Source organism: Phyllobacterium sp. MT110, from assembly GCF_058792715.1.
Genome location: NZ_JBXAFE010000004.1, coordinates 85679 through 97786, shown reverse-complemented (window position 1 = coordinate 97786; position 12108 = coordinate 85679). Strand labels below are relative to the sequence as shown.

Genomic DNA, 12108 nt, shown 5'->3' with positions numbered 1-12108 from the left:
ATGAGCGCCACCGACATCTCCCCGTCCGCCGCTCCAGCTGTCCGCACGGGCAGGCCATGGCAGCGTGATCTTATCGGCGTTGCCGTCATCGTCCTGGCTGCTATCGGCGGCTACATCCTGTTTCCGGACAATCTGGCGCTGCTGACGCGTATCATTGCCATCATGCTGCTGGTGCTGTCGCTTGACCTCGTCACGGGCTATTGCGGTGTTGCAACCCTCGGCCATGCCGCATTGTTCGGTGCCGGGGCCTATGCGGCAGGCATTGCTGCCGTCACCTTTGGCATCACCGAACCGCTGAGCATGATCGGTATCGGCGCGATCGCCGGAGCCGTGGCCGGTCTTGTCTCCGGCGTCGTCATCCTGCGCGGCCATGGCCTTGCCCAACTGGTCCTGTCCATTGCGGTCATTCACCTCTTCCATGAAGCGGCCAACAAGGCATCCACCTATACCGGCGGCAGCGACGGCCTTTCCGGCATCGCACCCGATCCGCTGCTTGGGCTCTTTGCCTTCGATCTCTGGGGGCGGACGGCCTACGTCTTCGGTATTGTCCTGCTCATCGCTGTCTTTGTTCTCCTGCGTATCCTCGTGCGCTCGCCCTTCGGCATGCTGTGCCGTGGTATCCGCCAGGACCCGGTGCGCGTCAGCGCCATGGGCGCTTCGGTCAAGGCGAGCCTGATCAGGATGTATGTGATATCGGGTGCCGTCGCCGGCATTGGCGGTGCGCTCAATGCGGTATCAACGCAGGTCGTCGGGCTCGACAGTCTGAGCTTCACCAACTCGGCCGAGGCGCTGGTCATGCTGGTGCTGGGCGGTGCGGGCTCGCTCTTTGGCGCGCTTGCCGGCACGGTCGTGTTCATGTGGTTCGAACACGTGGTCTCCGCCGCCAACCCGTTCCACTGGCTGACCATTGTCGGCGCCCTGCTGATTGCCGTGGTGCTCTTCGCACCGAAGGGGCTCTATGGCACGGCGGCAGACCTCGCCAGACGTTTTGCAAGGAGCAATCCATGAGTGCGGTCTTTGCAGTCGAACGGCTGAAAAAATCCTTTGGCGGACTGGACGTCACCCGGGATGTTTCACTGTCCATGGCGCGAGGAGACCGGCTGGCGCTGATCGGCCCGAACGGCGCGGGAAAAACCACCTTCGTCAATCTGGTGACCGGGCACCTGCAGGCGAGTTCCGGACGGGTGCTGATGGATGGCGAGGACATCTCCCGCTTCAGTCCGATGCGGCGTGTGCGTGCCGGGCTCGTGCGTTCCTTTCAGGTCACCCGGTTGTTCTCGGAAATGACGCCCGAGGAGCATGTGGCGCTGGCCATCCTGCAGCGCGAGGGCAAATCCGGGCGCATGGCCGGGAATTTTCATGCCATGCCGCAGGTCATGCGCGAAATGCGCGGCATCCTTGAAACGCTCAATCTCGGTGCGCTTGCAACCGTGCCGGTGGGCGCGATCGCCTATGGCCAGCAGCGCCTCCTGGAAATTGCCCTGGCGATGGCGCTGCGCCCGAAGGTGCTGCTGCTGGATGAACCGGCGGCGGGCGTGCCGCACAGCGATACGTTCCTGATCGAAAATGCGCTTGCGCAACTGCCGGGTGATCTCGCGGTGCTGATGATCGAGCACGACATGGATCTCGTTTTCCGCTTTGCCAAGCGGGTCGTGGTGCTCGCCGCAGGGGCGGTCATCTTCGATGGTTCGCCGCGCGACGTGACCGAAGATGCGCGGGTGCGCGAAGCCTATCTGGGGAGCTATGCCCATGCCAGCAGCGCAGCTTGAAGTCGAAAATCTCTGTGCGGGCTATGGCCCGACGCGGGTGATCGAGAACATCTCTTTCACGGCAGCGGCGGGGTCACGCGTGGCCGTGCTCGGCCGCAACGGTGTCGGCAAGACGACACTGTTCGCAACGCTTGCCGGACAGACGAAGCGCTATGACGGGACCATCAAACTCGGCCACAGCGACCTGACCGCGATGGACAGCGCCGCGCGCGCCTGGAGCGGGCTCGGTTTCGTTCCGCAGTCTCGGGCGATTTTTCCATCGCTGACGGTGGAGGAGAATCTGTTCGTCGGGCTGAAGGGCAGGCCGCGCAGCGCATTGCAGGAAGCCTATGACATGTTTCCGCGCCTGTACGAACGCCGCGCCAATTCCGGCTCAAAACTGTCGGGCGGCGAACAGCAGATGCTGTCCACGGCCCGCACCATCCTTGGCCGCCCTTCCCTGCTGCTTCTTGACGAACCACTGGAGGGGCTGGCGCCGGTTATCTGCGAGGAACTGATGGCGGCGTTTTCGCGCCTCGCTTCCAGCGGTGAAATGACGATCCTCCTGGTGGAGCAGCGTATCCAGAGCGCCTTGGAATTTGCCGAGCGTGTCATTATTCTCGAACGCGGGCGCATCGTCTGGGACGGCTCGTCGGAGCAGTTGTCCAAGGACGATGAAACGGTTCATCAGCTGCTGGGCGTGTCGAGCCTCGCCCACTGAAGCCTTGTTCCGACCGGGGATTGGTCACTATGACATTCAAGGACGACGATCTGACGATGTTCGAGGCGGATGGCGCGGCGCCTTTGCCTGCGGCGACAGCCGAAGGCAATGTCGAGCATGATGGCGCGCGGATCTGGTATGCGTCCTACGGCTCCGGCGCTCCGGTGATCCTCCTGCATGGCGGCCTCGGTCACAGCGGCAATTGGGGGTATCAGGTTCCGGCCCTGGTCAATTCCGGCCGCCGGGTCATTCTCATCGACAGCCGCGGCCATGGCCGCAGCACGCGGGACGAGCGGCCCTATACCTATCATCTGATGGCGTCGGATGTTCTCGCTGTGATGGATAGATTGCAGCTTGCAAAAGCGGCACTTGTCGGCTGGAGCGACGGCGCCTGCATTGCGCTGGTGCTTGCCAGCCAAAGGCCGGATCGCCTCACGGGTGTTTTCTTCTTCGGCTGCAACATGGATCCGAGCGGCACCCGGGAATTCGTGCCGACACCGGTGATCGACCGGTGTTTTGCCCGCCATAAGAAGGATTACGCGGCGCTCTCGGCAACGCCGGATGACTTCGACGCTTTTGTCGGCGCGGTCAGCCTGATGATGCAGACCGAACCCAATTATACCACCGCTGATCTCGGTAGAATCCGTGTGCCCGTTGCCATCGTGCAGAGCGAGCATGACGAGTTCATCAAACCCGAACACGCTGCCCATCTCGCCCGCAGCATTCCTAGTGCCCAACTGACCGGCCTGCCCGGCGTCAGCCATTTTGCCCCGCTGCAGAGGCCGGAACTGTTCAACAAGGCGGTGCTGAGTTTCATCGACAAATTGCCTTGAGTCTTGGACTTTAGTCTCAAATACCTCTCGCGCATTCTGTGCTATGTGATTTTGGCTATCATCATGCTGTCCTGTCAATATTTCGACAGGCAGTAGAATTTTCATTTTTGATTTCACCGAATGCGCTGGGCTCGCGTCTGAATCACGCAGTCCGGCATTTCAGACCAGAGTGATTTGAAACAGGAAGTTACCCGTGAAAAGTCTTTCGAGTTTTCATGCCGGGATAGGTGCAGCGATGCTGGCGGCGCTATGCTGGGGAACAGCGACCGTGATGTCAAAATCTGCGTTGGCCGATGTTTCCCCGGTCTCCCTCCTGGTTCTGCAGTTGGCCGGCAGTGTTGCGGTGTTGTGGCTTATTGTCTGGCGCCAACGAACCGTGTCCGGACGTTGGCGGGAAATTATGCGATATGCCTGGCTCGGGCTGCTCGAGCCCGGCCTCGCCTATCTGCTTGGTCTTATCGGTCTGACAGACATGAAGGCGGGTGCGGCCACACTCATCCAGTCATCGGAAGCCATCATGATCGTGATGGCATCCGTCGTCATCCTGCGCGTGGCACCGACGGGGCGCTTTCTGGTTCTATCCGTCGTGGCGCTTGCGGGCCTGGTGGTTGCTTTGGGTCTGCTCAATTTCAGTGAAGCAACGGGCAATGGCGTCTTTGGCGTCACGTTGATGTTTTTTGCGACAGCCGTAGCCGCGATTTATGTCGTTCTGTCGTCGCGCATTGCGTTGAAAACCAGCCCGATCATCATCGTCGCGTGGCAACAAACCGTGGCTCTGGTCTTCGCCTTGGTTTTGCTTCCGGTGGAATGGCTCTTGTCGCCGGACGGTATCGGCTTGCCCCAGTCCCTTCGAATATGGCTGCTGGTTCTTGTGTCCGGTATTGTCCAATATGCGTTGGGCTTCTCGCTCTACATGCGTGCGCTGGGCTCGATCAGCGCGAACATTGCCGGCAGTTTTCTTAATCTGACGCCGGTTTTCGGCTTGGGCATTGCCTTTGTTTTTCTAGATGAGATGATGACGCCTCTACAATTGGCCGGTACCGCCGTCACCATCACCGCTGTCATGTTGATCACGCTGAGTGGGCAAGCCCAACACTGAGACCTCCACTCAGGCCACGGATTCGATCATCTGAAACGCATCATATGCGGCAAGAACGGTTTCCATCTGCGCGGTATGTCCGGCAATGAACGCGTCGCCATAAATCGTTTCATCGGGATATTCCGTGATCAGCGTCAAGGGCACGTCATGCCTGTCATCGACCGAGATCATGCAGGGAAAGCCATTGATGATGCGGAAACCGGTTTCACCCGCATGGGTTTCGTAGAGGCTGATCTGCGTGTCGTTGAAGGCGACGAGCCCCGGCACGGCGGCCAGGCGCCGGGTCACCACATCGATGAAGCGCTCGGCCCGCTCTTCCCATCCGTGCTGGTAACGCATGATGAGGAAGAAACCCTTCGGCAAGGTCCACATGGCAAAGCCGCGCGGCACATAACCGGAAAGCGGTCGTGTCCATTCATGGGCGGGGTAGCCGTGCAGGTTGACGTGCAGGCGTGCGCCACTCAGGCGCTGTGCCTCAAAGCGGATCGCTTTCTCGTAAGGCTGGGCGGCGGTGCGGTATTCCAGGTCGTCGCCCAACGCCGTGTACCGCGCAGCATGGTGCATGTGGCGCGGATTGTCGGAGCGCAGACGATGGTGCACGGCGTAACCGTCCGGATTTTCCAGCGGCGAAATGGTGAAATGCGCGCCAGGACGATCTACCAATGCCTGTGCACCGCGCAACGCACCGATGATACCGGTTGTTTCATTCGGGTGCTGGCCGCCGCTGATCATGACGGCGGCATCGGTGCCCCTGTGGTAGCGGGCTTGAACCACCCTCCCGGCACGGGAGCGTGCTTCGAAGGTTTCACCCTCGATACCGGAAAGTTCCGTGCGGACCTGTGCAACGAAGATGGGCGCATGCGCCGTCGCAAGAGACTGTGCCTCGCCGGATACTTCGGATGTATCGAGCGTGCGGATTTCGATCCGGATCGCAGGAGCCCCCTCGCCTTCAGTGATCTCCGGTATGATCTGCCCGGGCTGCAGCCCGCGGTCACCAAGCGGACGGCCGGATTTTTTCTGGAATACTTCCAGCAGCGAAAAATAGAAGTCTTCGTGCAGCGCCTCGCGCAGGCTGATGACTTCGTCGCCGAATGGCAGCGGCTGGTCGGCCATGGGCAGCGTTGCGCGGATGTTGAGCTCGCCGAAATAGGGCTCGGTATTGCCCCAGTCGTGATCGATCACGGCGCGCATGGCATTGGCGAACAGGGCTTCGTAGTCGGTCTCGATGCGCGTGCCCTCGAAGGCGCCGTTCAGCCTGATCCAGCCGGTGGGCGAGACGAGGGTTTCGCCAATGAAATCCGTATGGATCCGATTGGGGGCGAAAACCTTGTGCTCAGCCTTGCGGCCGTCCTTGTAGACCAGCGTCACATCATAGGTGAAGGGTGCGCTGCTACCGGTTTCGAAGCGCAGCTCGGCGGTGCCGGTCAGCGCAGCCAGCGGATAGGTCTCGAGGAGAAAGCGGTTCTGCGGGCAGTTTTCGTGCATGGGATAGGCGATGGCGATGCTTTTCAGGGCTTCGGTATCGACTTCTTCCAGAAAGAAATGCAGGAGCGGCTTGTAGGCGCTGCGCAAGCGCGCCTCGACGCCGATGGCCGCAAGCCTTGCTTCGGCGGCGCGGCGGCTCGGCGCATCCTCGAACAGCCAGGCTTCGAAGCGCGTGCCACGGGCGGCCGCTTCGCCATAGGTTGCGAGGAGCTGGTCGAGGGTGCGGTTGAAACCGCTTTCATAAATAAGTGTCATTTCAATTCACTGTTGATTAGCGCGATGTTCGTCCGGTGGGATCAAGGCTGTCGCGCAGCCAATCGCCCAGAAGGTTCAAGCCCAGTACGGTCAGGAGAATGGCAAGGCCGGGAAAGACGCTGACCCACCACGCATTCTGCAGATAGGTGCGCCCGTCCGCGAGCATGCCGCCCCAGCTCGGTATCAGCGGGTCGACGCCAAGGCCGAGAAAGGTCAGGCTGCTCTCCAGCAGGATGTTGGTGGCGACATTGAGAGTCATCAGCACGATGACCGGCCCGATCAGGTTCGGCAGCAGATGCTGGAACAGAATGCGGTGGTCTTTCACGCCGATGGCGCGCGCCGAGAGGATGAATTCCCGGTCCCGCAACGACAGCACCGAGCCGCGCACCAGCCGGGCATATTGCACCCATTGCGAGACAATCAGCAGGATGATCATGTTGGTCAGGCCGCCGCCGGCAATGGCAATGAAGGTGATGGCAAGAAGGATGAACGGCATGGCGAGCTGCACATCGGCAAACCGCATCACCACCATGTCCCAGAAACCGCGGTAATAACCGGAGATCAGGCCCATCACCACGCCGATGATGACGGCGCCGGCAACGGAGATAAACCCGACCTGCAGTGAAATCTTGCCGCCGGTGATCACCCGTGCCAGCACATCGCGGCCAAGCGGATCGGTGCCGAAGGGATGCGCCCATTTCATGAAAGGCGGCAGCAGGCGTGCCATCAGGTCGATCTTTTCGGCGCCGCCCGGAAAGATGACGCTGGAGAAGATGACGGCGAGGCACATGCCGCCGGCGAGCAGCGCGCCGAGGATGAATTCCAGATTGCGGAACCGCGCAAATCGAGGGGTGGAGGCTACGGCAGACATGGGCTTACTCCGTCCGGATGCGCGGGTCGACAAGGCCGTAGGCGATGTCGACGAGAAGATTGACGCCGATGATCATCAGGGAAAGGACTGTGATGACCGCCTGCAGCACGGGATAGTCGCGCGCGCCGACCGCATCGAATGCGAGTGTGCCAAGACCCGGCCAGTTGAACACGCGCTCGACCACCACGATACCGCCGAGCAGGCCGCCGAACTGCAGGCCGAAATAGGTGATCAGCGGAATGGCGCAATTGCGCAGCGCGTGCTTGTACAGCACGACATTCTCGCTGAGGCCCTTGGCGCGGGCCACCATGATGTATTGTGAATTGAGGGTTTCCAGCATGGCGGTGCGCACCAGGCGCACATTGGTGGCGGTGAGGATGATGCCCATGGTTACAGCGGGCATAATGAAACTCTCGAAACCGTTCATGCCGCTTGGCGGCAGCCATTTCAACGTGATGGCGAACAAAAGCACCAGCATGAGCGCCAGCCAGAAATTGGGGAAGGACAGGCCGACCAGCGACAGGATGCGGATCGCCTGATCCGCCCACTTGCCGCGCGCCGTTGCTGCCTTGATGCCGAGCGGAATGGAAATGGCGATGGAGACGATCAAGGAGGAGAAAGCAAGGAGCAGCGTCGCGGGCAAGGCGGCGGCAAGCAGGGTGGAGACCTGCGTGCCGCCAAGGAAGCTGCGGCCGAAATCCAGCGTGAACAGCCCCTTGATGAAGCCGAAATACTGGACAAGAAACGGCTGGTTGAGACCAAGCGCCTCGCGGATGCGGACAAGGTCCGCTTCGGTGACGCTGCCTGCGCCTTGTGTCAGCATCAGCGCCGGATCGCCGGTGAGGCGAATGGCGAACGCCACGATGAGCGTCACGACAATGACGACGAAGATCGCCTGCAGAAAGCGTTTGATGAGAAAACCAGCCACGTCTCTATCCTTCAATCCTTGGCCCGCCGCCTATTGAAAGGCGACGGGCCTGTTTTGCTACTCGACCGTGACATCCGTCAGCCGCAGACGGCTGTCGGGAACAGGCGTGAAATTCTTCACGCGCTTGCTCACGCCGAAAATCGCATTGTAATTGTAGAGCGGAATTTCCAGCGCCCGATCCACCGTGTAGTGGGCGATGGACTTGAGGATTTCCTCGCGCTTTGCCCGATCGGTGATGGAACGCTGCGATTCCAGCAGCGCATCCAGCTTCGGATCGCTGTCATAGGGGTTCCACTTTTCACCCGAGTGATACATGGAATAGGCGGTGTTGTCGTAATCGAGCGTCCAGCCGCCCCATGCCTGTTCGAACATCGCGCCGGTCTTGCCCGCCGGAATGATGTCGTTGAGCAGGACGTTGGTCTCGTAGGGCTTGATCGTCGCGTTGAGCCCGATGACCTGGAGATAGCTGGCGATGGCCTGCGACACCTCGTTGAACGTGGAGTCGTTGCCGCGCACGTCGATCTGCAGCGTGGTGCCCGTCGCAATGCCCGCTTCCTTCAACAGGGCTTTGGCTTTTTCCGGATCGTAGGGCAGCGGCTTCATGTCGGGATCGTTGCCGAAGGACAGGGCGCCCTGGAAGCTGGCAATCGGTGCTGCCTGGCCGCCAAGGATGGTCTGGATAATCGCATCGCGATCAACGCCAAGGATCAGTGCCTTGCGCACCCGTTCATCCGCCGTCGGTCCGCTCTTGGTGTTGAAGCGCAGGGCATAGACGGTCGGTCCGGCGGTGCTGACCACTTCCAGCTTCGGATCGGCCTGAATGGTCGGGATCATGCCGACGGGAATGGTGGGAGGAATGACCAGATCGACACGGCCTGCCTGCAATTCGGCAACGGCCGTCGCGGGTTCCGCGATGAAACGATATTCGAGGTTGGAGAGTTTTGGTGCGCCGCCCCAATGGTCGGCAAAGGCTTCGAGCTTGATGCCGATCTTCGGCTCGTAGGAGACCGCCTTGAACGGGCCGGTGCCGACGGGATGGGCGTTGAAATAATCGTCACCCTTTTCCTGGATGTATTTCGGCGGCACGATCATCGCGCCATAGCCGGCAAGCTTGGTCAGAAGCACCGGATCCGGCGCCTTCAGATGGAAATCGACGGTTTTGGCGTCGATGATTTCCACCTTGTCGATGGCGGCATAGTTGGAACGCTGCGGACCCTTCTTGCCTTCTTCGCCGAGAAGACGGTCGAAGGTGAATTTGACGGCTTCCGCATTGAAGGGTTCGCCATCATGGAATTTTACGCCTTCGCGCAGGGTGAAGCGGATGCGTTTGCCTTCGTCGAGTTCTTCCCAGGCGGTGGCAAGGCCGGGTACCAGTTTCAGATCGGCGCCGCGATAGGTCAGGCCATCATAGATATTGGTGGCAACCGAGGCCCAGTTGACGAGAAACGTATCGATCGGATCCCAGCTGCCCGGGTCCTGCGGCGACGAAATGGTCAGCGTGCCCGCCGCCCATGCGGGTGCTGCGAGCAAGGCTGTGCCTGTCAGACCCAGCGCCAGAAACGCTGCATGTATTCCCCGTCGTGTTCTTATCATTGTTGTGTTCTCCTCATTATATGTAGACGTTTGGTTCAGGCCGCACTCGCCACAAAGTGGCCGGGTGCAATTTCGGTTCGCTTGAAAATGGCGGGTTCGTCGCCGACGCGGCGAATGGGGCTTGGTATTTCACCTTCCAGCATGGCGCGGTTGCGCACGCGCGCGGGATCAGCCACGGGGACTGCCGACAAAAGGCGCTGCGTATAGGGATGCGCTGGTGTTTCGAAAATCTGCTGGCGGGTACCGATCTCCACGACCTGGCCCAGATAAAGCACGGCGACCCGGTGACTCATCTTTTCAACGACGGCCATGTCATGGCTGATGAAGAGATAGGAGAGGCCCTGCTGTTCCTGCAGTTCCATGAACAGATTGAGGATTTGCGCCTGAATGGACACGTCGAGCGCCGACAGCGCCTCGTCGGCAATAATCAGTTTGGGATTGGAAGCAAGCGCGCGGGCAATGCAGACGCGCTGACGCTGGCCGCCGGAAAACTCGTGCGGATAGCGGCTGGCATGGGCGCTGGTCAAGCCTACCCGTTCCAGCAATTCATCGACCCGTTTCTGGATCGGCTTGCTGCCGCCGATCAATGCGTGGGTGCGAATGGGTTCGGCAATGGAGAAGCCCACGGTCTTGCGCGGATCGAGCGAGGCAAACGGGTCCTGGAAAATATACTGGATTTCCTGCCGCAGCTTTTGCCGCTCCGTGCCATTCATCGAGGAGACGGGACGCCCGCCGAACAGAATGGTGCCCGACGTTTCTTTCTGCAGTTGCTGGATCGTGCGGCCGATCGTGGATTTCCCCGAACCGGACTCGCCGACAAGCGCAAGGGTTTCGCCGGGATGGATGTCGAACGAAACCTTCTCAACCGCATGGACCCGGTGGGTAACGCCGCCGAAAATGCCCTTCTTGATGTTGAAGCGGGTGACGAGATCACGCACCGATAGGACGGGCGGCAGGCCGTAGCGGGCCGTGTCCTGAACATGCTCGCCGCCGACAAGGCGGGGTGTGTCACCGTCCATGACCGTCAGCGGCAGGCGCTTGGGATAGGCCTCTCCGGTCATGCTGCCGAGTTTTGGTACGGCGGCGAGCAGGGTCTGGGTATAGGGATGCTGCGGGCGGGCGAAAATATCGGCAACCGGGCCTTCCTCGACCTTGCGGCCTTTCCACATCACCACCACGTCGTCGGCCATTTCGGCGACAACGCCCATGTCGTGGGTGATGAAGATCACCGCCATGCCGAGTTCGGTCTGCAATTCGCGGATGATGGTCAGAATCTGTGCCTGTATGGTGACATCGAGCGCGGTTGTCGGCTCATCGGCGATTAGCAGTTTCGGGCGGCAGGCAAGCGCCATGGCGATCATGACGCGCTGGCGCATGCCGCCGGACAGCTGGTGCGGGTAGCGGCCAAGCAGATCGGCAGCGTCGGGCAGGCGCACCATGTCCAGAAGCCGTTTGGCCTCGGCCAGCGCTGCCTGTTTGGACATGCCCTCATGCAGGATCAGAACTTCGGCGATCTGGTCGCCGATGGTGAACACCGGGTTGAGCGAGGTCATCGGCTCCTGGAAGATCATGGCGATCTCCTTGCCGCGAATGCCGCGCATGGTTTTCTGCGTGGCGGTGGTCAGGTCGATCCGCCCCTGGCGGCTTTCGAACAGCACCTGGCCGGTGGGGAACTGGCCGCCCATCATATCGGCAAGCCGCATGACGGAAAGCGAGGTCACGGACTTGCCCGACCCGGATTCGCCGACAATGGCAAGCGTGCGCCCTGCCCGCACCGAAAAGCTCAGATTCTCCACGACGCGCGACGGACCGAACGCGATCGAAAGATTGTCCACGGCCAAGAGCGGGGCTGAAGCGGTATCGGTCACGCAGCTATCCTTAAAGTGTGGTGGCGGCGCGGGCCGCCTGATCGTAGGCGCCGGAGAGAAAGCGCAGGACGGCTGCGATTTCCGACAGCGTATCCTCGGCCGGCCGGGCATTGGTCGTCGATGCCACGAACAGCCGCTCGCGAATCTGGGCGTAACGCGTGCAGGCATCGGCGCCCTTGTTGGTGATCTTGATCGTCTTTTCCTTGGCGGCCTTGCCGGTGGTGACGAGCCCGGCCGCTTCCAGCTTGCGGATGGCATAGGTGGCGACATGCGTGTCTTCGATATCGAGAACCAGACAGATGTCGGCAAGCTTCTTTTCGCGGCCGCGATGCCGGACGGAGTGGAGAATGAGAATTTCCGTGGCGGAAAGCCCCGGCAGTCCGGCGGCCGCCATGCAGCGCACCATCCAGCGGGAAAAAGCATGGGAGGCGAGGATCATGCCGTATTCGACTTCGGAAAGGCCGGGCGAACCGCCCTCGGCAAGATGGGCTGACGAGACAATGGGACCAATGGAGGAGACGGGTTTGAGATGCTTCGGCAGTGCCGTTGCAAATTGTTCGAGATCCGCCGTGGTGTGGTCTTTCGGACCAGTCGTCATTCTGCTTGCCTCCGCCTTGACGAATTTATATCATCATTTTATCGACATATTGTCAATGACGCTATAGTCTATTAATTGGGCATGCTTACAAATGTGGCAGTCGATCAAG

11 protein-coding genes are annotated in these 12108 nt (G+C 60.7%); 5 read left to right on the top strand and 6 right to left on the bottom strand.

The annotated features are described in order from the left end of the window. The 5 genes from AC1Q5O_RS18320 (at position 1) to AC1Q5O_RS18300 (ending at position 4401) form a co-directional block, all read left to right on the top strand. A complete protein-coding gene (locus AC1Q5O_RS18320; RefSeq protein ID WP_492564925.1) occupies positions 1–1008 on the top strand; it encodes a branched-chain amino acid ABC transporter permease in 1008 nt (335 codons plus the stop codon). Then, positions 1005–1769 carry an ABC transporter ATP-binding protein gene (locus AC1Q5O_RS18315; protein WP_492564923.1) on the top strand — a complete coding sequence of 255 codons (765 nt, stop codon included), beginning with the start codon at positions 1005–1007 and terminating at the stop codon, positions 1767–1769. The genes AC1Q5O_RS18320 and AC1Q5O_RS18315 overlap by 4 nt, the downstream gene beginning before the upstream one ends. Next, positions 1750–2469, top strand: a complete 720-nt coding sequence (locus AC1Q5O_RS18310; RefSeq protein WP_492564921.1) for an ABC transporter ATP-binding protein — start codon at positions 1750–1752, stop codon at positions 2467–2469. Before AC1Q5O_RS18315 ends, AC1Q5O_RS18310 begins: the two co-directional genes overlap by 20 nt. A 29-nt stretch (positions 2470–2498) precedes the next feature. Continuing rightward, positions 2499–3302: an alpha/beta fold hydrolase gene (locus AC1Q5O_RS18305; protein WP_492564919.1), complete on the top strand. Its 804-nt coding sequence runs from the start codon at positions 2499–2501 to the stop codon at positions 3300–3302. Between the two features lie 193 nt (positions 3303–3495). Next, on the top strand, positions 3496–4401 hold the full coding sequence (locus AC1Q5O_RS18300) for a DMT family transporter (protein WP_492564917.1): 906 nt from the start codon (positions 3496–3498) through the stop codon (positions 4399–4401). Between the two features lie 9 nt (positions 4402–4410). On the opposite strand, the gene AC1Q5O_RS18295 is transcribed toward AC1Q5O_RS18300, so the two are convergent. Genes AC1Q5O_RS18295 through AC1Q5O_RS18270 form a run of 6 tightly spaced genes read right to left on the bottom strand, consistent with a single transcriptional unit; the run spans position 4411 to position 11999 of the window. Beyond that, entirely contained in the window at positions 4411–6141 is a 1731-nt protein-coding gene (locus AC1Q5O_RS18295; RefSeq protein ID WP_492564916.1) for a M14 family metallopeptidase, read from the bottom strand. Between the two features lie 16 nt (positions 6142–6157). Then, positions 6158–7012, bottom strand: coding sequence for an ABC transporter permease (locus AC1Q5O_RS18290; RefSeq protein WP_130272160.1), 855 nt, complete (start codon positions 7010–7012; stop codon positions 6158–6160). A 4-nt stretch (positions 7013–7016) separates the two neighbouring features. Further along, a complete protein-coding gene (locus AC1Q5O_RS18285; protein WP_492564913.1) occupies positions 7017–7940 on the bottom strand; it encodes an ABC transporter permease in 924 nt (307 codons plus the stop codon). 57 nt (positions 7941–7997) lie between these two features. Further along, positions 7998–9533 carry an ABC transporter substrate-binding protein gene (locus tag AC1Q5O_RS18280; RefSeq protein WP_492564911.1) on the bottom strand — a complete coding sequence of 512 codons (1536 nt, stop codon included), beginning with the start codon at positions 9531–9533 and terminating at the stop codon, positions 7998–8000. Between the two features lie 35 nt (positions 9534–9568). Further along, on the bottom strand, positions 9569–11401 hold the full coding sequence (locus AC1Q5O_RS18275; RefSeq protein WP_492564909.1) for an ABC transporter ATP-binding protein: 1833 nt from the start codon (positions 11399–11401) through the stop codon (positions 9569–9571). 10 nt (positions 11402–11411) lie between these two features. Further along, a complete protein-coding gene (locus AC1Q5O_RS18270; protein ID WP_105735062.1) occupies positions 11412–11999 on the bottom strand; it encodes a winged helix DNA-binding protein in 588 nt (195 codons plus the stop codon). Positions 12000–12108 lie beyond the last annotated feature (109 nt).

Bases quoted from the DNA above. Each gene is read 5' to 3' on its own strand.
- AC1Q5O_RS18310 (WP_492564921.1), top strand. From the start codon at position 1,750: ATGCCAGCAGCGCAGCTTGAAGTCGAAAATCTCTGTGCGGGCTATGGC.
- AC1Q5O_RS18315 (WP_492564923.1), top strand. From the start codon at position 1,005: ATGAGTGCGGTCTTTGCAGTCGAACGGCTGAAAAAATCCTTTGGCGGA.
- AC1Q5O_RS18295 (WP_492564916.1), bottom strand. From the start codon at position 6,141: ATGACACTTATTTATGAAAGCGGTTTCAACCGCACCCTCGACCAGCTC.
- AC1Q5O_RS18280 (WP_492564911.1), bottom strand. From the start codon at position 9,533: ATGATAAGAACACGACGGGGAATACATGCAGCGTTTCTGGCGCTGGGT.
- AC1Q5O_RS18305 (WP_492564919.1), top strand. From the start codon at position 2,499: ATGACATTCAAGGACGACGATCTGACGATGTTCGAGGCGGATGGCGCG.
- AC1Q5O_RS18270 (WP_105735062.1), bottom strand. From the start codon at position 11,999: ATGACGACTGGTCCGAAAGACCACACCACGGCGGATCTCGAACAATTT.
- AC1Q5O_RS18290 (WP_130272160.1), bottom strand. From the start codon at position 7,012: ATGTCTGCCGTAGCCTCCACCCCTCGATTTGCGCGGTTCCGCAATCTG.
- AC1Q5O_RS18320 (WP_492564925.1), top strand. From the start codon at position 1: ATGAGCGCCACCGACATCTCCCCGTCCGCCGCTCCAGCTGTCCGCACG.